The sequence below is a fragment of the Vibrio sp. 10N.222.47.A9 genome, assembly GCF_963872585.1.
Taxonomy (GTDB): Bacteria; Pseudomonadota; Gammaproteobacteria; order Enterobacterales; family Vibrionaceae; genus Vibrio; species Vibrio splendidus.
Genome location: NZ_CAWNBB010000037.1, coordinates 1 through 20801 on the forward strand (window position 1 = coordinate 1; position 20801 = coordinate 20801).

General features: G+C 43.3%; 19 protein-coding genes. 11 read left to right on the forward strand and 8 right to left on the reverse strand.

Translation table 11 applies throughout. The features are described 5' to 3' along the window. Positions 1 to 2: 2 nt before the first annotated feature. Positions 3 to 401 (forward strand): RDD family protein, encoded by a 399-nt coding sequence (locus AACT19_RS10990; protein ID WP_242658942.1) that lies wholly within the window; start codon positions 3 to 5, stop codon positions 399 to 401. Between the two features lie 62 nt (positions 402 to 463). On the opposite strand, the gene lptG is transcribed toward AACT19_RS10990, so the two are convergent. Both lptG and lptF read right to left on the reverse strand, forming a co-directional pair. Then, complete coding sequence (lptG, locus tag AACT19_RS10995; RefSeq protein WP_076646292.1) at positions 464 to 1534, reverse strand: LPS export ABC transporter permease LptG; 1071 nt, start codon at positions 1532 to 1534, stop codon at positions 464 to 466. Positions 1535 to 1537: 3 nt separating this feature from the next. After that, on the reverse strand, positions 1538 to 2638 hold the full coding sequence (gene lptF / locus AACT19_RS11000; RefSeq protein ID WP_004735336.1) for an LPS export ABC transporter permease LptF: 1101 nt from the start codon (positions 2636 to 2638) through the stop codon (positions 1538 to 1540). 192 nt (positions 2639 to 2830) lie between these two features. Between lptF and pepA the strand changes: the two genes are divergently transcribed. From pepA to AACT19_RS11015, 3 genes are all read left to right on the forward strand, one after another. Then, complete coding sequence (gene pepA / locus AACT19_RS11005) at positions 2831 to 4351, forward strand: leucyl aminopeptidase (protein WP_004735335.1); 1521 nt, start codon at positions 2831 to 2833, stop codon at positions 4349 to 4351. Positions 4352 to 4457: 106 nt separating this feature from the next. Beyond that, positions 4458 to 4907, forward strand: coding sequence for a DNA polymerase III subunit chi (locus AACT19_RS11010; protein ID WP_004735334.1), 450 nt, complete (start codon positions 4458 to 4460; stop codon positions 4905 to 4907). A 103-nt stretch (positions 4908 to 5010) separates the two neighbouring features. Next, on the forward strand, positions 5011 to 7884 hold the full coding sequence (locus AACT19_RS11015; protein ID WP_076646294.1) for a valine--tRNA ligase: 2874 nt from the start codon (positions 5011 to 5013) through the stop codon (positions 7882 to 7884). 147 nt (positions 7885 to 8031) lie between these two features. On the opposite strand, the gene AACT19_RS11020 is transcribed toward AACT19_RS11015, so the two are convergent. Then, a complete protein-coding gene (locus AACT19_RS11020) occupies positions 8032 to 9033 on the reverse strand; it encodes a M48 family metallopeptidase (protein ID WP_076646296.1) in 1002 nt (333 codons plus the stop codon). Further along, positions 9034 to 10206 (reverse strand): YjgN family protein, encoded by a 1173-nt coding sequence (locus tag AACT19_RS11025; protein ID WP_076646298.1) that lies wholly within the window; start codon positions 10204 to 10206, stop codon positions 9034 to 9036. Between the two features lie 331 nt (positions 10207 to 10537). Between AACT19_RS11025 and AACT19_RS11030 the strand changes: the two genes are divergently transcribed. Then, complete coding sequence (locus AACT19_RS11030; RefSeq protein WP_009847723.1) at positions 10538 to 10942, forward strand: DUF2061 domain-containing protein; 405 nt, start codon at positions 10538 to 10540, stop codon at positions 10940 to 10942. Between the two features lie 79 nt (positions 10943 to 11021). Then, a complete protein-coding gene (locus AACT19_RS11035) occupies positions 11022 to 11927 on the forward strand; it encodes a bifunctional helix-turn-helix transcriptional regulator/GNAT family N-acetyltransferase (protein WP_017078781.1) in 906 nt (301 codons plus the stop codon). 94 nt (positions 11928 to 12021) lie between these two features. On the opposite strand, the gene AACT19_RS11040 is transcribed toward AACT19_RS11035, so the two are convergent. Then, positions 12022 to 12819, reverse strand: coding sequence for a glycosyl hydrolase 2 galactose-binding domain-containing protein (locus tag AACT19_RS11040; RefSeq protein ID WP_017078782.1), 798 nt, complete (start codon positions 12817 to 12819; stop codon positions 12022 to 12024). A gap of 125 nt (positions 12820 to 12944) precedes the next feature. Continuing rightward, positions 12945 to 13361, reverse strand: coding sequence for a ribonuclease E inhibitor RraB (rraB, locus tag AACT19_RS11045; protein WP_004735324.1), 417 nt, complete (start codon positions 13359 to 13361; stop codon positions 12945 to 12947). A 577-nt stretch (positions 13362 to 13938) separates the two neighbouring features. On the opposite strand from rraB, the gene arcA reads away from it, so the two are divergent. The 5 genes from arcA to AACT19_RS11070 all read left to right on the forward strand — a co-directional run bounded on the left by arcA (position 13939) and on the right by AACT19_RS11070 (position 18536). Next, the gene (gene arcA, locus AACT19_RS11050; protein ID WP_004735323.1) at positions 13939 to 15159 is read left to right on the forward strand and encodes an arginine deiminase; all 1221 of its coding nucleotides are present in this window, start codon (positions 13939 to 13941) and stop codon (positions 15157 to 15159) included. Between the two features lie 156 nt (positions 15160 to 15315). Then, on the forward strand, positions 15316 to 16320 hold the full coding sequence (locus AACT19_RS11055) for an ornithine carbamoyltransferase (protein WP_017078784.1): 1005 nt from the start codon (positions 15316 to 15318) through the stop codon (positions 16318 to 16320). A gap of 287 nt (positions 16321 to 16607) precedes the next feature. After that, positions 16608 to 17537 carry an aspartate carbamoyltransferase gene (pyrB, locus tag AACT19_RS11060; RefSeq protein WP_004735321.1) on the forward strand — a complete coding sequence of 310 codons (930 nt, stop codon included), beginning with the start codon at positions 16608 to 16610 and terminating at the stop codon, positions 17535 to 17537. A gap of 12 nt (positions 17538 to 17549) precedes the next feature. Then, a complete protein-coding gene (pyrI, locus tag AACT19_RS11065) occupies positions 17550 to 18011 on the forward strand; it encodes an aspartate carbamoyltransferase regulatory subunit (RefSeq protein ID WP_004735320.1) in 462 nt (153 codons plus the stop codon). A 135-nt stretch (positions 18012 to 18146) separates the two neighbouring features. After that, the gene (locus AACT19_RS11070) at positions 18147 to 18536 is read left to right on the forward strand and encodes a RidA family protein (RefSeq protein WP_004735319.1); all 390 of its coding nucleotides are present in this window, start codon (positions 18147 to 18149) and stop codon (positions 18534 to 18536) included. Positions 18537 to 18659: 123 nt separating this feature from the next. On the opposite strand, the gene AACT19_RS11075 is transcribed toward AACT19_RS11070, so the two are convergent. Together AACT19_RS11075 and murA are read right to left on the reverse strand one after the other, a co-directional pair. Next, positions 18660 to 19385, reverse strand: coding sequence for a 1-acylglycerol-3-phosphate O-acyltransferase (locus tag AACT19_RS11075; RefSeq protein ID WP_029405144.1), 726 nt, complete (start codon positions 19383 to 19385; stop codon positions 18660 to 18662). A 150-nt stretch (positions 19386 to 19535) separates the two neighbouring features. Continuing rightward, positions 19536 to 20801: a UDP-N-acetylglucosamine 1-carboxyvinyltransferase gene (gene murA / locus AACT19_RS11080; RefSeq protein WP_004735317.1), complete on the reverse strand. Its 1266-nt coding sequence runs from the start codon at positions 20799 to 20801 to the stop codon at positions 19536 to 19538.

The window sequence follows — 20801 nt, forward strand, 5'->3', positions numbered from 1 at the left end:
TAATCGCTATTGAGATGCTGGCGGCTGGCGTCATTGTCGCTTTGCTGCATGCGCTCATGGCACTTGGCGTTTTTAACCATAGCGGTTATGCCGATGTTAGTGACTTCTTGAGCAACCACCCTATTTGGAGCCCTGCATATACCTTTTACTTAGTTGTAGTTTGGGTGTACTTCTTTGTGTTCTTTTGGACAAGAGCAGGTCAAACGCTAGGAATGCGAGCTTGGAAATTGCGCATTCAAAACAAAGATGGCTCCGCTATTACGGTAACCCAAGCGCTGATTCGCTTAGGAACTTCAGGATTTGGATTAGCAAACTTATGTGTTCCATTCGATCCTCAGAAGCGTGGCTTTCACGACATCTGGGCGAAGACCGAAGTAGTAGTGCTACCACAAGCACGATAACGCGATTAAACTTGCTACAGTCAAGATCAAAAAAGGAAGGCGTTATGCCTTCCTTTTTCTATTTACAGTTTCCGCCTCAAGAGCATTATGGCTATTCCGAGGAATACCACGCTCGGGGCTAGCGCACCCAAGGCCGGTGGTATTTGATAAACCAAACTGACCGGACCAAAGAACTCACTGGATATATAGAAGGTAAAACCTGCAATAACCCCCGAAAGAATCCTAGCTCCCATAGTCACACTTCGTAATGGACCAAAGATAAACGACAATGCCATCAACATCATGACCGCTATCGAAATCGGCTGAGTTATCTTTCTCCATAAAGCGAGTTCATAGCGTGATGCATCTTGCTCCGAGGCTTTAAGGTAGGAAACATAATCGTACAACCCACTTAAAGACAGTTCTTCTGGTTTAACCGTTACGATCGCAAGCTTATCCGGAGCGAGTGATGTTTCCCAAGTATAAGTTGGTAAGCTTTCTTTGGTAATCTGAAGCTCATTTTCGAAAGACGTGATCTCGACATCGTTCATAGTCCAAACGTTGTTTCCAACGTAATCGACTTCTTTTGAGTATATAGCTGTTTTCAGAGCCTTGTTCTCATCAAAGCGCCACATATTCATACCATATAACTTCTGATCATCGATTTTGACAATGAAAATGAAGTCATTGGCATCACGTGCCCATACCCCACTTTGGGTAGAGATAATATTACCACCAGCAATCGATATAGTTCTTAAGTCACGAGCCATCTTCTGTGCTTGAGGCGCACCCCATTGACCAAGAAGAGTCACCACGATCATTAGTGGAATGGCGGTTTTGAGTACCGATAGGCCAATATCTAACTTAGAGAAACCCGCCGCCTGCATCACCACCAGCTCAGAACTCGCAGCAAGCATACCCAGTCCAATCAATGCACCAAGTAATGCAGCCATTGGAAAGAACATTTCGATATCACGAGGGACACTCAATAGAACGAAATACAGTGCTTGTAGTAGATCATAGGTACCACGCCCCACTTTTCTCAGCTGCTCTACGTACTTGATAATCCCAGAAAGACCAACAAACGTCACCAATACCAGTGACGTCGTTGCGATGATGGTTCTGCCTATATATAAATCGAGAATCTTAAACACGGCTTAAGCTAACCTTTTATTCTTGAATTTTTCTTTCAAACGCCTTACTGGCACGCTATCCATAAAGTTTGCACCAATTGCGACAAATAACAATAACGCATTAATTGGCCACATGCCGACTACCGCAGGGATACTCCCCTCTTCAATCGAAGATTTGGTTGCACTGATTGCTAAGAAATAGGTTAGGTAAATTAGAATAGCAGGCCCAATTTTAGCGAAACGACCTTGTCGAGGGTTCACCGCAGACAGTGGCACAACAAGCATGGTCAACAATGGAATACAAAGTACCAATGAAATTCGCCATTGTAATTCCGCTTTCGCACTGTTTTCTGGATTACCAATCAGTTCGAGTGTAGGAATGGCTTCCCAATCTCGACCTTTTTTCTCAACTTCACGCTGACCAATTAAGCCTTCGTACTCTTCAAAGTGCGTCACCATATAATCAAGACGTGTCGGAACCCCTTCATGACGAGTGCCGTCATACATAACGATGACTTGGCGACCATCGCTCAGTTCTTTGACATCACCCGACTTAGAAAACATCACACTAGGCAATACCGAATCACGTGGGCGCATTTGAGCAACGAACACATTTTCTAACTTATTACCGTCGATATCATCAATGAAAACGACAGAAGAACCATCCGGCGTACCTTCAAACTTACCTTTCGGAAGTAAATCAACGCTATTTTCTGCAGCCACTTCTTCATACATTTGCTCAACTTTGTCTTGCGACCAAGGAGATAACCAAAATGAGTTGAAAGCGGCAACTGATGCGGTTATCAAAGCCAAATAAAGCGCAGATTGGATAAGGAATTTATTACCAATACCCGTAGCGTTCATTACGACTATTTCACTTTCAGCGTAAAGACGGCCAAAAGTAAGCAAAATACCAATATAAATACTGAGTGGAAGCATCAATAAACCCATCGCTGGCATATTTAGACCAACAATCGACAATATGAGGCTCGCAGGAATATCACCATCAGAGGCGTCCGCTAAAACACTGATGAATTTTTGGCTGAGAAACACGAGAAAGAGAACAAAAAAGATCGCAAATTGGCTCTTGATTGTCTCGCGGATCAAATATCTAACAATAATCACGCTCAAATTACCTATACAAAACTTGTTTTTTTGATTGAATCACTATAATTTCCCGTTGAACCTTTTATTTTTTTAAATTTTTAGCTAAGTGTTAGCGTTCTTCTTTAAGGTTAGTTCCATTATAGGATCCAACAAGTAAGAACCCATTATCTAACATTTAGTTCGATTTGTCTTCAGGATGTAGGAGTACGCATGGAGTTCAGTGTAAAAAGTGGCAGCCCAGAGAAACAGCGCAGCGCATGTATCGTTGTCGGTGTATTCGAACCGCGCCGCCTTTCTCCAGTAGCCGAGCAATTAGATAAGATTAGCGATGGCTACATTAGTTCACTGCTTCGTCGCGGTGATCTAGAGGGTAAACCTGGCCAGATGCTGCTACTGCATCAAGTACCTGGTGTACTTTCAGAACGCGTTCTACTGGTAGGCTGTGGTAAAGAACGTGAGCTAGGCGAGCGTCAATACAAAGAAATTATCCAAAAAACCATCAGCACACTAAACGAAACAGGTTCTATGGAAGCAGTATGTTTCCTTACAGAACTTCACGTTAAAGGTCGCGACACTTACTGGAAAGTTCGTCAAGCGGTAGAAGCGACTAAAGATGGTCTTTACACATTCGACCAATTTAAGAGCAACAAACCAGAGACTCGTCGTCCATTGCGTAAATTGGTATTCAACGTACCAACTCGTCGCGAGCTAAGCCTTGGCGAAAAAGCGATTTCTCATGGTCTTGCTATTGCTTCAGGTGTGAAAGCATCTAAAGATCTTGGCAACATGCCACCAAACATCGCAAACCCTGCTTACTTAGCTTCTCAAGCTCGTCGTTTAGCTGACGATTATGAGACAGTAAAGACTAAGATCATCGGTGAAGAAGAGATGGAAAAGCTGGGTATGACTTCATACTTAGCTGTAGGCCGTGGCTCTAAGAACGAATCTATGATGTCTATCATGGAGTACAAAGGCGCTGCTGATCCAAATGCAAAACCTATCGTTCTAGTCGGTAAAGGTCTTACTTTCGATTCAGGCGGTATCTCGCTTAAGCCAGGTGAAGGCATGGATGAGATGAAGTACGACATGTGTGGTGCTGCATCTGTATTCGGCACAATGAAAGCACTGGCGAAACTTAACTTGCCAATCAACGTTGTAGGTATCCTTGCAGGTTGTGAAAACATGCCTGGTAGCAATGCTTACCGCCCAGGTGACATTCTAACAACCATGTCAGGCCAAACCGTTGAAGTATTAAATACTGATGCAGAAGGTCGCTTGGTTCTATGTGATGCCCTAACTTACGTTGAGCGCTTTGAACCAGATTGTGTTGTCGATGTTGCTACGCTAACTGGTGCATGTGTTATCGCTCTAGGTCACCACATCAGTGGCGTTCTATCTAACCACAACCCACTGTCTCATGAACTTGTTAATGCTTCAGAGCAAGCAAGTGATCGCGCATGGCGTCTACCTATGGCAGACGAGTACCATGAGCAGCTGAACAGTCCGTTTGCTGATATGGCAAACATCGGTGGCCGCCCTGGCGGTACTATCACCGCAGGTTGCTTCCTGTCTAAATTCACTAAGAAGTACCACTGGGCTCACATCGACAGTGCAGGTACTGCGTGGAAGTCAGGTGCAGCGAAAGGCTCGACAGGTCGTCCTGTCTCAATGCTAGTCCAATTCTTATTGAACCGCAGCGGCCAAGAGACTGAAGAGCAATCTTCAAAATAATGAAAAGGGCCTACGGGCCCTTTTTTAATAAGCGCTATTTGTTAGACCCTGTTAACCAAGTAATATTGATATCCACGATTTTCAGTTCAAGTTTCGAGTGTTAAGTATGCAGACTGCCACGTTTTACATTGTGCCTTCAGACAGCCCGCAAGCCAGCGAAGATGGTTTTGCTCACTATGTGCTGTTTCTTGCTAAGCACTTTGCTACACAAGGCGCTAAACTTTATCTCAACTGCAATGACAAAGAACATGCCGAACGTATCGCTGAAGTTTTCTGGCAAGTCGAACCCAATGAATTTATTGCACATAACTTAGTTGGCGAAGGCCCAAAGTATTCAACCAACATCGAAATTGGCTATCAAGGCGTAAAACATAATTGGAATCGCCAACTGGTAATAAATCTGGCCGATAATAATACAACCTTTGCGAACGCCTTTGCTCAGGTGATAGACTTCGTTCCTTGCGAAGAAAAAGCTAAGCAACTCGCTCGAGAAAGGTATAAAATTTACCGTCAGGCTGGATATCAGCTACAAACTATCGAGATTCAACATCCATAGTCAAACCTCATAGTTAAAGCTATCTTTGGATTTAGATTCAAGAAGCTTCACTTATGAAGTTTGACCACGATTAACCATTCACAGTATCCGTTATAAGAGCACTATGGAAAAGACATACAACCCAACATCAATCGAACAAGCTCTGTATAAGACTTGGGAAGAGAAAGGCTACTTTAAGCCACACGGTGACACATCAAAAGAAGCTTACAGCATCATGATCCCGCCACCGAACGTCACTGGCAGCCTACACATGGGTCACGCGTTCCAAGATACGATCATGGATACGCTTATCCGTGCTCAACGTATGAAAGGCAAAAATACTCTTTGGCAAGTGGGTACTGACCACGCTGGTATCGCCACTCAAATGGTTGTTGAGCGTAAGATCGCCGCTGAAGAAGGCAAAACAAAACACGACTACGGCCGTGAAGCTTTCATCGACAAGATCTGGGAATGGAAAGGCGAATCAGGTGGCACGATCACTCAACAACTTCGTCGTCTTGGTGCTTCTGTAGATTGGGATCGTGAGCGATTCACTATGGATGACGGCCTATCGGCTGCGACTCAAGAAGTGTTTGTTCGTCTATACGAAGAAGACCTAATCTACCGTGGTAAGCGTCTAGTAAACTGGGATCCTAAACTGCACACTGCTATTTCTGATCTTGAAGTTGAAAACAAAGACAAAAAAGGTTTCATGTGGCACTTCCGCTACCCACTAGCGAACGGTGTTAAAACGGCTGATGGCAAAGACTACATCGTCGTTGCTACTACACGTCCAGAAACCATGCTTGGTGATACAGGCGTTGCGGTTAACCCTGAAGATCCTCGCTACAAAGATCTTATCGGTAAAGAAATCCTGCTTCCTATCGTTAATCGTCTTATCCCTATCGTAGGTGATGAGCACGCTGACATGGATAAAGGCACGGGTTGTGTAAAAATCACGCCAGCTCATGACTTTAACGATTACGAAGTGGGCAAGCGCCATAGCCTACCAATGATCAACATCCTAACGTTCAACGGTGATATCCGTGATGCGGCTGAAATTTTCACAACTAACGGTGAAGAGAGCGATGTGTATTCAACAGAGCTTCCTGCTAAATACCAAGGCATGGAACGTTTTGCTGCTCGTCGTGCAACGGTTGCTGAATTTGAAGAGCTAGGCCTACTTGAAGAAATCAAAGATCACGATCTAACCGTTCCTTACGGTGACCGTGGTGGTGTGGTTATCGAACCAATGCTGACAGACCAATGGTACGTGCGTACAGCACCTCTTGCTGCGCCTGCTGTTAAAGCCGTTGAAGATGGTGAGATCCAATTCGTACCTAAGCAATATGAAAACATGTACTTCGCGTGGATGCGTGACGTGCAAGACTGGTGTATCTCTCGTCAACTTTGGTGGGGCCACCGTATCCCAGCATGGTACGACAACGATGGTAAAGTTTACGTAGGTCGCACTGAAGAAGAAGTTCGTGAAAAGAACAACCTTTCACCGGTAATTGTTCTTAAGCAAGACAACGACGTTCTTGATACTTGGTTCTCTTCTGCACTTTGGACGTTCGGCACACAAGGCTGGCCTGAAGATACTGAAGCAATGAAAACATTCCACCCATCAGAAGTACTAGTATCTGGTTTTGATATTATCTTCTTCTGGGTTGCTCGTATGATCATGATGACCATGCACTTCGTGAAAGATGAAGATGGCAAGGCTCAAGTACCTTTCAAAACCGTTTACATGACGGGTCTTATCCGTGATGAAAACGGCGACAAGATGTCTAAGTCGAAAGGTAACGTACTTGATCCAATCGATATGATTGACGGCATCGGCCTTGAAGAGCTAGTAGAGAAGCGTTGTGGCAACATGATGCAACCTAAACTGGCTGCTAAGATCGAAAAAGCTACGCGTAAAACTTTCGAAGATGGTATCGAACCGTACGGTACTGATGCACTGCGTTTCACTCTTGCTGCTATGGCTTCAACTGGCCGTGACATCAACTGGGACATGAAGCGTCTTGAAGGTTACCGTAACTTCTGTAACAAGCTATGGAACGCAAGCCGTTACGTACTGATGAATACAGAAGAGCACGATTGTGGCATGTCACTGTCTGTTGAAGACCGTGCAAACATGGAATTCTCTCTAGCAGACAAGTGGATTGAATCTCAGTTTGAAGTTGCAGCGAAAGAGTTTAACGCTCACCTAGACAACTACCGTCTAGACATGGCGGCAAACACGCTTTACGAATTCATCTGGAACCAATTCTGTGACTGGTACCTAGAGCTAACGAAACCTGTGCTTTGGAAGGGTACTGAAGCTCAACAACAAGCGACTCGTTACACGCTTATTACGGTTCTTGAGAAGACTCTACGTCTTGCTCACCCTGTTCTTCCTTACATCACTGAATCTATCTGGCAGAGCGTTAAGCCGCTAGTAGACGGCGTTGAAGGCGAGACCATCATGACTCAAGCACTTCCTCAGTTTAATGAAGATAACTTCAATGCTGAGATCGTTGACGACATCGAATGGGTTAAAACTTTCATCACTGCTATCCGTAACCTACGTGCGGAATACGACATTGCACCAAGCCAAGGCTTGGAGATAATGATCAAAGTCGCTGATGAGAAAGATGCAGCTCGTATCGAAGCAAACAAGATCGTTCTTACTTCTCTAGCTAAGCTAGACGATATTAAAGTTCTAGCTGACGGCGAAGCAACTCCAGCTTGTGCAACTAAACTGGTTGGCAAATCTGAGCTGATGATCCCAATGGCGGGTCTTATCGACAAAGATGCTGAGCTTGCTCGTCTAGATAAAGAAGTAGCGAAAACTCACGGTGAGATTAAGCGTATCGAAGGTAAGCTAGGTAACGAAGGTTTTGTTGCTAAAGCACCTGAAATTGTTATCGCAAAAGAGCGTGAAAAGCTTGAAGGCTACCAAGAAACATTGGTTAAGCTTGAAGAGCAAAAAGCGACTATTGCTGCTTTATAATCGATGCGATAGTTTTTAAGTAAGAAAAAGGGCAGATAATAATCTGCCCTTTTTATTGTCTAAAATTCGGTTTCAATTGTTTGATTAATACATTTATCTTATATAACAATGACTTAAGCATTAACACTAGCCTTCACCAGTAAACAACTAATGTACGTCCCTCAATGATTCAATCCGTTCACCCAGTTCAGGATGAGAACTGAGCCATGTGGGTAGTTCAGCATGTCCATCAGAATTTTTTCCTAACAATTCAAACATCTCAATCATAGCTTGATTAGAACCATGCAGCTCGATCATCGAATAGGAAGCAAATGAATCCGCTTCTCGCTCTGCATCTTGTGATTGACCATTATTTGCAACAAACACACCAAGACCAGTAAGGTTATCAATGATCCCAGAGCTTTCACCAGTCAAAGCCGCCACAGTTACTGATAACAAACTTGATCGAACCAATACCTTCATTACATGCTGGTGCTGAACATGTCCTAATTCATGTAACAAGATACTGTCTAGTTGCTCTTCCGTTGTAGTCAATCTAACGAGATCATCTAATACGATGATTGTCCTAGCACTCAGCGCAAAAGCATTGGCGCCAAGCTCTGAAGAACGAAAAACCAACTGTACATCGCCTTCAATACTCATTTTTTGCAGCTGCCTTTCAAAGCGCTGTCGAATGTGGCGCTGTCGTTCTTCCGACAGAGTGGAGATCTCAAAGAACTGTTCATCTAAAGACTCTAAAACCTGATTTTCAACCAGCCTAGGCACCGAATCAGGTAGATAAGTGACTATTTGATGAGTTAACCACGGGATCCCATGAGTGAACATAGAAATAGTAAGTAACACGAGAACAACACTACTAACTAAGATAGCCGTAATGTTCTTCTCTAATTTACCTAAGAAATTATGTTTACCTCTGTCTCTCAAATAGGCGTCCAACTCATCACTTTCCTCAGAGATAAATTGCCATCCATCTGGGAATTTGAGCTTTGTTGGAGCGGATCCAACGCCTCGCATAATTTCAACACGTTCAAAATATGCAGAAACAATAGAGCCATCCACACTCAGGAGTAGTTTATCAGGGTGAGAGATATCTAAAATGGCCTCGCAGCGTTCAGAACTACGAGGCGGGTGTGCAACACCAGAGATCATTTAGCCAATACCAAGATCAACATTAAACGCTTGAGCTATTTCATCAGAAATAGCCGATTCCACATCAGACGGTTGGTCGTTTGCTACTAGTAAATCTAAGTTACCTTGAACATACGTATTCTCCGACAAGTAGTTCATCGTTCTTACCATCACCCATGGTCTAGCTAACCCGAGGGTAATCAATTGAAGTAAGAAGTTAGTCAATACTAAAAACATGTAGCTTTTTATCGTTAATGTCGAAGCAAAACTTAACGTTGAATCGGCCTCATTTTCTTTTCCTTCAAGCACTAATTCAGAGAAGGTGTAATTTCTAATTTTAACTTGAATGTAAGCAGCAATCGCAATACTCATAACAATGAAAGCAAAGTAATAAGCAACCATCATTGAAGTCAAACTTCCGTTGTTAGCGATTTCGGATAACGACTCAGGGTTGCTGATCATGTTGAAGCCAACGGCACTGAAGAGAGCCAAAACGGCAACAATAGAGACAACCAGCCATGCAATCATACTGGTTAAGTATACTTTGAAATAAAAGCCATCTTGGTAATCAGCTTTAAACTGACGATCGCCATAGCGATAACCATTAGAAAAATAATTGGCGATACCGGCAAGTAACCAGGATTGTAAATAAACATAAGAAGGTATGGATATTAAAATGGCGATACCACCAGCAATCATGTTCATTTGCATCGTAAATATTATTGCCATAATTGCCGTAAATACGCCGACACCGACAACAAGACCACGCCCAAGAATTGCCCAGTAGGCTCCGGAAACAGTACCATGGAAAGAGAAGTGAACATTTCGAAAGCTTGTCATTGCCGAATCAAAACGAGCATTACTGCGAGATAACAATGGTAACAATGCAAAAAAAACCAGTAATAAAACCAATGCAACCTGAGGAGCAAATTGATTACTGATTCCCCAAGCGACTACACAAATCAACGCAATGATTCGCCCTTTCAATATTTGCATGGGCTTACCATGATATTCAAAGCTATCACTACCAATAAATGTATTCCCATAAAAGTAACGTTTATTTCGAACTTTCGCCCAAGCCGAATAAATACCGAGCGTGATCACTGATAGTAGAATGTTAACAATCCATATTCCAAAATACTCTTTCCCTTTTCCACTAAAGAGAACCTTAGTTTCCAACGCTTTGTTTTCCATTTTAACTCCATCTGACGTTCATCATTAAATCATGCGCATCTTGGTGCGCATTGAGAGATTGCACGCTATAGAAACACGCCGTGCTAATCAATAACCTGAATGGATAAATCAAAGGGAGTTATCATAATTTTTTCAAATAATAACAAGGAGTTAAATAAGCCTTAATAATATATTTATCACTATACAGTTACATTCAACCAGAAATTATTTTACCCCTAGAATCCTTTGATAGGTTTCATCTATCGAATTAATTCCTACAACCCATTTTAACTAATGATAATAATTCTCAATAATAGACCTATCGAAACAACACAACGATTGAGTAATTATCATGAAAAAGACACTAACCTTTGCCGCATTACATTTTACTATCGCATTTAGTGTCGCTTACGTACTAACAGGCGACATCTTAATTGGCAGCTTAATTGCCATGATTGAGCCCTCTGTGAATACTGTGGCCTTCTATTTTCATGAAAAGGCTTGGGCTCAAGTTCCAGCGCTTAAAGCTCGTCAGTGGATGACTAAATTAAAAACAGCAAGCTTCGCTACTATCCACTTTAGTGTTGCCTTTACCGTTGTCTACTTATTGACTGGCGATGCCTTTGTTGGTGGTGTGATGGCAACGTTAGAACCCGCTTTGAATACCGTGGCTTACTACTTCCATGAGAAAGTTTGGCTACGAAAAGCAGAAAGCCAAACAACACAGCCACAGTTTTGTTTGCACCAACACGCTTAACCTAGAGAGTTTATTGTTGACATGGTTGCGACGCGCAATTAAATTATAGTTGTACATCGCAACCATATTGAGAGGCAACATGACTTCAGCACAACTTAGAGAATTATCACGTCAGCTCGTTCGACAGCTTGGAATGCTCGACAAAGATTGTGGTGATATTGCCCTACCTCCGATTCAAGCGCATACGCTTATCGAACTAGAGCAGCAGCCATTAACCGTGAATCAATTAGCGGATAAGCTCAATATTGATAAGTCCAACGCCAGTAGAGCAGTCAATAATCTAGCGAAGAACTCGTTAATCCAAACCTCGCCACACCCCAACGATAAGCGCAGTGTTGTTGCTTCAGTAACAGAGCAAGGGATAAACACTCTTGCCAAACTTCACAATCAACAAAATCAATTTTATGACTCGGTACTTGAGCGTTTAACGGAAGCGGAAACTCAACAAGTTTCGGGGGGAATCGAGCACTACCTTAAAGCACTGCAACAAAGCCACGCTTCAAGTGATGTGGTGGTTCGTCCCCTACAACAGCAAGACAACACCGTAGTGGCCAATGTAATTCGCCAAGTCTCTTATGAGAACGGGCTAACCGAAGATAAAGGTTATGGTGTAGCAGATCCCACCTTAGAAGACATGTTTAGCGTTTATAACAATGAAAGATCTCAGTATTGGGTAATTGAACTTGATGGAAAGGTTGTCGGTGGTGGTGGATTTGCACCATTAGCAGGTATGCCAGAAGTCTGTGAATTGCAAAAGATGTACTTCTTGCCAGAAACAAGAGGCAAAGGCTTAGCTAAGAGGTTGGTTAATATGTCGATGGAGAAAGCTAAGGAACTGGGTTATCAACATATGTATCTAGAAACGACTGAATGCCTTAATGCTGCCGTTAAACTTTACGAAAAATTGGGCTTTGAACACCTTGATTCAGCTTGGGGAGAAACAGGCCATGACGCTTGTGAAGTTGTCATGGCCAAAACGCTATAATGTGTTTTTGAAATAGGGTTAGCGTCGGCAGTTCATCAGATGACAAGCAAGTGAGCGAATTGATTCCTTACGTAACGGGCTAATTAAATAACCGCTAACTACGCAAAAAATTACTGACGCAAGAAGCTGGATTCAAGGCGACAAAAGAGCTCTCTTCCTGCCCATCAAGTACCACTTCTAACGAGTATAAATGTTTAGGGTTAGGATTCTCAATATCAAAAATGATCGGTGCCTCAACCTGGAAAACAACACCCGTATGTTCTGCTCGCACATCTATCGGCATCACCAACGTCATACCATTAAACTTGATTGATGCCGATATTAGCCCCGGCTTTAGCGTTTGATAGATAACATCCACTTTGAACTCACAACCACCACCGTAATGCCAGATCTGCTCTGTCACAACTTGCTCAAGCTTGACGTGACGAACGAACTGCAGATATGGCGCTTGCCAGATTCCGATACGAGAATCCGATTTAGCGACAGCCGGTGAAGAGACTGACTCATCCATATCCTCTTCAAGCAACAGGCTCTCCTCTTCTTCAAGGAAAAGAATCTCAAAACGGTTGCGACCAGACTGCATGTAAGGTCGAATATCTTTACGGTATTCGACTTGGCTACCATCACAATCAAACACAGCCACACCATTGAGTCGCACTTCCGCAAAGTAATCAACACCTGCCATTACTAACTCAACAAACGGGCACGCCAACATCGCATCATCCACTTCGATGTCATGCATCAGGTGCCACTCTTGCTCTGCGATTTCACTTTCACTCAAGCTATCAGGAAGCTTTGAACTTAACGGAGCCGGAAAGGTAATGTCATCTTGTGGAATAGAGAGATCCGTTAGTGGCGATATTTGCCAAAGACCATCGAGAGGTAATCGCATAGCATTCCTTGAGCTAGATCAATTTTGACCGCATTATAATGAATGAATGCATATAAAGACATTTATTTTTCTGAGGATAAAAAAATGCCAGCTCAAGGCTGGCATTCTTTAAAACTGGGAAGAAATTACTCTTCGTCTTCATCATCTTCGTCTGGGTAGATAGCATCTTCACCTTCGTAGTAAGTGCCCCAACCGTCGTAGATAATGTCAAACTTCTCTGCAAGATTTACAAGCTTCTCAACTTGCTCATCAATCGCTTCTGCATTCAGAGTACACTGCATCGTTGCATCACAACAAAGTAGCTTGTTGCCATCTTCGTCTTCTGTCTCTTCAGCTTCAAGCACTTCAAAGCCCATTTTGAATGCTTCAACAACGGCTTTCTCAAGTACTGCGAAATCTTCAGCAAAAAGGTGATGCTCGATATCGTATAGAGCTTCAGGATCGCTACCATCTTCGATTAGTGCTTCAATGATGTCGCGAGTCTCTCCTTTTTGAAATTCAATTAATTCCGCTACTGATAGATATTCATCTTCGTGAGACATGTGTCTGCTCCAGAGTGTTGACTATGAAAAGATCAAATTTGATTGCCACGAAATATGGCATGGATCGCCTAGAAAAGCCACCTAGATCAGGTATAGAAGAGTAAGTTTATCGCTAGATAACAGAGGGGATATCAATTAAAAAGTGAAATCAAAATCACAGAAACAAATTTTCAACATATTATTAACTATCGTGTGTTTTAGCATTTCATTTTTATTGCTACTTTTCGTCTTACTTCTCTAAAACTGAGTGGTTAGTCATATCAAATGCATACTGACGATCACTTCATTGGTGCATAAGATCTCATTTTAGAGTGGATAATTGCATAAATTTTGAATGGAAAATCATGTTCACCAAGCAAAATGGATTATCGGATTACTGAAATTTGAGCATAGAACCGCAAAAAGTTTGTTCTAGCATTGAGTCTTTCAATTGGATTTTAATATCACTAATTTTTAATTAATTAGCATTAAAATCCAATAATTGAGAAATAACACAACCTTTACGCAATTTTCAAAACTTGCATATTACGAACAAGCTTGTCATAAATAGACGCTGGATTAATAGTAAGGATGCAAAATGAGTAAGCTGTACGTTGGCTCCGAAGTCGGTCAATTAAGACGAGTTCTCCTAAATCGACCTGAAAGGGCACTCACCCACCTCACCCCTTCTAACTGTCATGAGTTACTCTTTGATGATGTACTTGCAGTAGAAGCCGCAGGTGAAGAACACGATGCCTTTGCGACGACACTTCGTAACCAAGACGTTGAAGTGTTATTACTGCATGACCTACTGGTTGAGACACTCGCTGTGGCTCAAGCTCGTGAGTGGCTACTGACGACTCAAATCTCAGACTTCCGTTACGGCCCTACATTCGCACGTGATTTAAGAGAATACCTTGCTCAAATGGACAACGAGCACTTAGCCACGATCCTACTGGGTGGTTTAGCCTACTCTGAACTTCCTATTAAATCTTCTTCAATGCTACCGAAGATGCACCGCCCGCTTGATTTCGTTATTGAGCCGCTACCCAACCATCTATTTACCCGCGATACTTCTTGTTGGGTTTATGGAGGTGTGTCTCTTAACCCGATGATGATGCCTGCTCGTCAACGAGAAACGAATCACTTGCGAGCAATTTACCGCTGGCACCCTGTATTCGCAGGCCAAGATTTCATTAAGCACTTCGGTGATGAAGATCTTCACTATGACAACGCGAATATTGAAGGTGGAGATGTACTGGTTATCGGTAAAGGTGCCGTGCTTATCGGTATTTCAGAGCGTACTAAGCCACAAGGTGTTGAAAACCTAGCCGCTAGTTTATTCAAATCTGGTCAAGCTAAAGAAGTGATTGCGATTGATTTACCGAAACACCGCTCTTGTATGCACCTTGATACAGTAATGACGCACATGGATATCGACACATTCTCAGTCTATCCAGAGATCGTTCGTAAAGACCTAGATACTTGGCGCTTAACGCCGAAAGAAAATGGCGAAATGCGAGTAGAGAAAGCTGAAAACTACCTAACAGCGATTGAAGGCGCACTGGACCTCGATCAACTGAAGATCATCACAACCGGTGGTGATAACTACGAAGCTGAACGTGAGCAGTGGAATGACGCTAACAACGTACTGACGGTGAAACCGGGTACGGTTATCGGCTATGAGCGTAATGTTTACACCAATGAAAAATACGACAAAGCAGGAATCGAAGTTCTGACGATTCCGGGCAATGAGCTAGGTCGTGGCCGAGGTGGCGCTCGCTGTATGAGTTGTCCTATCGAAAGAGACGGTATCTAAGCCACAAAACTCAATAAAGCAAGCACACTAACTTATCTAGGCCAGTACCATTGTACTGGCCTTTTTTATCAAATTAATAAAATAAATATTCACAAATATAGCATTTTTATGTTTAACTGAGTTCTTCATTGATTCTATATACGCAAGGAGCGAGAGATGGCCTTTAATCTTCGCAATCGTAACTTTCTAAAACTTCTCGACTTTACTCCTAAAGAGATTCAGTTTTTACTCGACCTGTCTGCCGACCTTAAAAAAGCTAAGTATGCAGGTACAGAGCAGAAAAAGCTTAACGGTAAAAACATCGCTTTGATCTTTGAAAAAGCATCCACTCGAACTCGATGTGCTTTTGAGGTAGCTGCTTTTGATCAAGGCGCTCAAGTCTCTTATTTAGGCCCTTCTGGTTCTCAGATTGGTCAGAAAGAATCAATGAAAGATACGGCGCGTGTATTAGGTCGCATGTACGATGGCATTGAATACCGAGGGTTTGGCCAAAGCATTGTCGAAGACCTAGGCGCTTATGCTGGTGTACCGGTTTGGAATGGCTTAACCAATGAGTTCCACCCTACTCAGATCTTGGCTGATTTCCTCACTATGCTTGAGCATGGTCGCGGTAAACATCTACACCAAATCAGCTTTGCTTACCTTGGTGATGCACGTAACAACATGGGTAACTCTCTGTTAGTGGGTGCCGCGAAAATGGGCATGGATATTCGCCTTGTCGCGCCAAAAGCATTTTGGCCAGAAGAGCACCTTGTCGAAGAGTGCCAAGCTATCGCGCAAAGTACAGGTGCAAAAATCACGCTGACAGAAGACGTTGCCGAAGGTGTGAAAGGCTGTGATTTCCTTTATACCGATGTTTGGGTTTCTATGGGTGAAGCGCCAGAAGCTTGGGACGAACGTGTTGCTGTAATGACACCTTACCAAGTGAATATGGATGTCATTAAGCTCACAGGTAACCCTCAAGTGAAATTCATGCATTGCCTGCCCGCTTTCCACAACAATGAAACCGTGATCGGCCAGCAAGTTGCAGACAAATATGGAATGAACGGCTTAGAAGTCACTGACGAAGTCTTTGAATCGGATTACTCAATTGTATTTGATGAAGCAGAGAATCGCATGCATACCATCAAAGCGGTAATGGTTGCGACTCTGGGCCAATAGCGAACACTGAAAGTAAACAAAAGCTTGATGTAATCGCTTGCGCTCACAAATTGAAAGCGTATAATTCTCGGCAATTTGTCTGAGAGTAGTGAAAATGACGCCAAGCAATGTTGTGATAAAACATAATGATATTGTGAAAACACATAATAAAATTGTGAAAACACCAAATATTGCTCGCAAGCTAGCATGCTTGCCAGGCCGTCTATTCTGCTTTTCAGCACTTTTTTAAAGCCTCCCATTATGGGGGGCTTTTTTATGGCCAATACATTATTGTGGGGAAGAAGATCATGGCGAATTCGCTCTATCAAAAGCACATCATCTCAATTCCAGAGCTTTCTCGTGAAGAGCTAGAATTAATTGTTCAAACGGCAGGTCAGCTAAAGGCTGAACCAAACCCAGAACTCATCAAGAACAAAGTTGTTGCCAGCTGCTTCTTCGAACCTTCAACGCGAACTCGTCTCTCTTTTGAAACGGCTATTCAACGCATCGGTGGTGATGTGATTGGTTTCGACAGTGGTGGTAACACCTCACTGGCGAAGAAAGGCGAAACGCTAGCGGACTCGGTACAGGTTATCTCTTCATACGTTGATGCTTACGTAATGCGTCATCCTCAAGAAGGTGCTGCGCGTCTGGCTTCTGAGTTTTCTAACGGTGTACCGGTTATTAACGCAGGTGACGGCGCAAACCAACACCCAACACAAACGCTATTAGACCTATTCTCTATCGCTGAGACACAAGGTCGCCTAGACAACCTCAACGTTGCATTCGTTGGTGACCTTAAGTACGGCCGTACGGTTCACTCGTTGACTCAAGCGCTAGCGAAGTTCGATAACATCTGTTTCTACTTCGTAGCACCTGAAGCACTGGCGATGCCAGACTACATTTGCGAAGAACTTGATGAAGCGGGTATCAAGTATCAACTGCTGACAGACATGGAAGATGTCATTCCAGAACTTGATGTCTTGTACATGACTCGAGTTCAAAAAGAGCGCTTCGATGAATCGGAATATGCGCACATCAAATCAGCGTACATCCTGACTGCTCCGATGCTGGAAAATGCACGTGATAATCTAAAGGTTCTTCACCCTCTTCCTCGTGTTGATGAAATTACTGTCGATGTCGATAAAACACCTTACGCTTACTACTTCCAGCAAGCAGAGAACGGTGTTTACGCACGTGAAGCACTGCTAGCCCTTGTTCTTAACGAAACGCTGTAGAGGAGAGATATCATGTCTAAAGAGACTCAATTAAAAGTTGAAGCAATCAAGAACGGAACGGTTATCGACCATATCCCAGCCAACATCGGGATCAAGGTACTCAAACTGTTCGACATGCATAACTCAAATCAGCGAGTAACGATTGGCCTAAACCTGCCATCTTCTGCTCTAGGCGGCAAAGACTTACTCAAGATAGAGAATGTTTTTATCACTGAAGAACAGGCGAGCAAGTTAGCACTTTACGCACCTCACGCAACGGTAAACCAAATCGAAGATTACGAAGTGGTTAAGAAGCTACCACTAGAACTTCCTGAGCAAATCAACGATGTGTTTGAGTGTCCAAACACCAACTGTATTACTCACAATGAGCCCGTAGAAAGCAGCTTTAAGATCTTTGAAAAGAAAGAAGATATTCGATTGAAGTGTAAGTACTGCGAAAAAGTCTTCTCTCGTGAGATCGTGACAGAAAGATAACGTCATACGGCAACGCCGATCGAACGCAAAAACTATTCAATACCTCGCCTGTGCGGGGTATTTTGCTCTTTACCTATCCTAAGTTTGAAGGCACACTAAAAATTGCTTTTTATCCAATAACTGACGGAATAACCAATGACTAAAGTACTTCACACAGAATCTGCTCCAGCTGCAATCGGCCCATACGTACAAGGTGTTGACCTTGGCAATATGGTTCTGACTTCTGGTCAAATCCCAGTAAACCCAGCAACTGGTGAAGTATCTGCTGATATCGCAGAGCAAGCTCGCCAATCTCTAGACAACGTTCAAGCGGTTGTTGAAGCTTCTGGCCTGACTGTAAAAGACATCGTAAAACTAACGGTATTCGTTAAAGACCTAAACGACTTCGGCACAGTAAACGAAGTTTACGGTAAGTTCTTTGATGAGCACGGCGTTGCAAATTACCCTGCACGTTCATGTGTTGAAGTAGCTCGTCTACCAAAAGATGTAGGTATCGAGATCGAAGCTATTGCGGTTCGCAAATAGGTTCTTCCTCTAGAATAAACGGTTTCTAGTAAACAAGTTGGCATGAAGCTGAGCGTTTATCAGATACAAAAAAGGTTGCCCAATTGGCAACCTTTTTTATTGTTCATCGTTTCACTTAGATGATTACTTCTTATTAAGCTCAATCACTTCTTTGTCTAACTCTTCAAGCTTAGCAGCCATCTGCTCACGGGCTAAGTTAGCCAGTTGACGAACATTAGACTTATCGTAATCTTCAGTGCTGATTGGTGGTAGCATTTCAACAATCACATGACCATTGTTCCAACGGTTCAGCTTCACGCCACCAGTTGAGCTACACACGATAGGGATAATAGGTAAGCCAGCGCCAATCGCAGCATGGAAAGCACCCGTTTTGAATGGCAACAAACCACGACCACGAGAACGAGTCCCCTCAGGGAACATCCATACTGAAACATCACTATCTTTAAGGCTAGTAACCACTTGGTCAATCGTACCTACCGCTTTGCTGCGGTTAGCTCGGTCGATTAGGATATTACCCGTCAACCAGTATAGCTGACCAAAAAGAGGCATCCACGCTAGGCTTTTCTTGCCTACTGTCACAACTTTAGGTGTTACCGCTGATGAAATCGTGAATAGATCCCAGCTGTTTTGGTGGTTTGCAACGTAAACATGTTGGCCACGAGAGTAAGCATCTTCCGGGATGCGAAGCTCTAACTTCATGCCAAAGATTTTCGACATGCGACCGAAATAACGGCCAAAGGTAAATACGTGTTTCGGGTTACGTGGGCTTAATAGACAGTAGCCACAACCAAATACAAACATAAGAATCGCAAATATCGCCACTGCGAAAATACGTAATATTGCTATCATTTTGCTCCTCACAACCGCCAAGTTGATTCATCTATTCACACAAAATAGGCAATAGATTCACTTGCGGTAAATACAACTATAAAAAAGCCGAAACCAAGGTTCCGACTTTTATGTTTTCATCTTACTGATTCATGAATCCACTAACCTAAGTTAGTTCGACTCGCTAAATCGTGTAATGTTTGCGCCTAAAGCTGAAAGTTTATCTTCAATCTTATCGTAGCCACGATCGATGTGATAAATACGGTCAACGATAGTTTCGCCTTGGGCAATACAGCCAGCAATAACTAGACTCGCAGATGCACGAAGATCCGTTGCCATTACTTGAGCGCCGCTTAACTTCTCAGTTTCACCACAGATAGCCGTGTTGCCTTCGATTTCTGCTTTTGCACCCATTCGCTGTAACTCAGGAATGTGCATAAAGCGGTTTTCAAAGATAGTCTCAGTGATAACACCACTGCCCTTCGCCATCATGTTGAGCAGAGTAAACTGTGCTTGCATGTCGGTTGGGAAACCTGGGTGAGGTGCTGTTACGATTTTCACCGCTTTCAGCTCACGATCTGTCATATCAAGGCTGATCCAGTCTTCGCCCGTTTCAACCTTCGCACCCGCTTCTTCAAGCTTCGCTAATGCAGCTTCAAGAAGATGAGCGTTGGTGTTGCGACAAACCACTTTACCGCCAGAAACAGCAGCAGCAACAAGGAACGTACCCGTTTCGATACGGTCAGCAACCACAGAGTGATGACCACCACCAAGACGTTCAACGCCTTCGATAGTAATCGTGTCTGTACCTGCGCCAGAAATCTTAGCACCTAGTTTGTTTAGGAAATCAGCCGTATCAACAATCTCAGGCTCACGCGCTGAGTTATCTAATACAGTTGTACCTTCCGCTAGCGTTGCTGCACACATGATAGTAATGGTGGCACCCACACTTACTTTATCCATCACGATGTGCGCGCCTTTCAAACGGCCGTCAACACTTGCTTTTACATAACCATCTTCCAACTTAATGGTCGCACCTAGTTGCTCTAGGCCATGGATATGTAAATCAACAGGTCGAGCGCCAATTGCACAACCACCAGGAAGTGACACTTGGCCTTCACCAAAACGAGCGACTAGAGGACCTAAAGCCCAAATAGAAGCACGCATTGTTTTTACTAAATCATAAGGCGCACAAAATTCATTAATCTCGCTGCCATCAACATGAACACTACCGTTACGTGATACTTTTGCGCCTAAACGCTTAAGTAGTTCCATCGTAGTATCGATGTCACGTAGGTGAGGAACATTACTCACTTCAACCGGCTCTTCAGCAAGGATTGAGGCGAATAAAATAGGTAGCGCTGCATTTTTTGCGCCTGAGATCGTCACTTCACCGCTTAACGGCTTATCCGATCCAATAACTCGAAACTTTTCCAT

What these genes read in the sequence shown, in the direction of transcription:
- AACT19_RS11070 (WP_004735319.1), top strand. Translation starts at nt 18,147, where the DNA reads ATGACTAAAGTACTTCACACAGAATCTGCTCCAGCTGCAATCGGCCCA.
- rraB (WP_004735324.1), bottom strand. Translation starts at nt 13,361, where the DNA reads ATGTCTCACGAAGATGAATATCTATCAGTAGCGGAATTAATTGAATTT.
- AACT19_RS11010 (WP_004735334.1), top strand. Translation starts at nt 4,458, where the DNA reads ATGCAGACTGCCACGTTTTACATTGTGCCTTCAGACAGCCCGCAAGCC.
- pyrB (WP_004735321.1), top strand. Translation starts at nt 16,608, where the DNA reads ATGGCGAATTCGCTCTATCAAAAGCACATCATCTCAATTCCAGAGCTT.
- AACT19_RS11030 (WP_009847723.1), top strand. Translation starts at nt 10,538, where the DNA reads ATGAAAAAGACACTAACCTTTGCCGCATTACATTTTACTATCGCATTT.
- pepA (WP_004735335.1), top strand. Translation starts at nt 2,831, where the DNA reads ATGGAGTTCAGTGTAAAAAGTGGCAGCCCAGAGAAACAGCGCAGCGCA.
- pyrI (WP_004735320.1), top strand. Translation starts at nt 17,550, where the DNA reads ATGTCTAAAGAGACTCAATTAAAAGTTGAAGCAATCAAGAACGGAACG.
- AACT19_RS11015 (WP_076646294.1), top strand. Translation starts at nt 5,011, where the DNA reads ATGGAAAAGACATACAACCCAACATCAATCGAACAAGCTCTGTATAAG.
- murA (WP_004735317.1), bottom strand. Translation starts at nt 20,801, where the DNA reads ATGGAAAAGTTTCGAGTTATTGGATCGGATAAGCCGTTAAGCGGTGAA.
- AACT19_RS11055 (WP_017078784.1), top strand. Translation starts at nt 15,316, where the DNA reads ATGGCCTTTAATCTTCGCAATCGTAACTTTCTAAAACTTCTCGACTTT.
- arcA (WP_004735323.1), top strand. Translation starts at nt 13,939, where the DNA reads ATGAGTAAGCTGTACGTTGGCTCCGAAGTCGGTCAATTAAGACGAGTT.
- AACT19_RS11020 (WP_076646296.1), bottom strand. Translation starts at nt 9,033, where the DNA reads ATGATCTCTGGTGTTGCACACCCGCCTCGTAGTTCTGAACGCTGCGAG.
- AACT19_RS11025 (WP_076646298.1), bottom strand. Translation starts at nt 10,206, where the DNA reads ATGGAAAACAAAGCGTTGGAAACTAAGGTTCTCTTTAGTGGAAAAGGG.
- AACT19_RS11035 (WP_017078781.1), top strand. Translation starts at nt 11,022, where the DNA reads ATGACTTCAGCACAACTTAGAGAATTATCACGTCAGCTCGTTCGACAG.
- AACT19_RS11040 (WP_017078782.1), bottom strand. Translation starts at nt 12,819, where the DNA reads ATGCGATTACCTCTCGATGGTCTTTGGCAAATATCGCCACTAACGGAT.
- AACT19_RS11075 (WP_029405144.1), bottom strand. Translation starts at nt 19,385, where the DNA reads ATGATAGCAATATTACGTATTTTCGCAGTGGCGATATTTGCGATTCTT.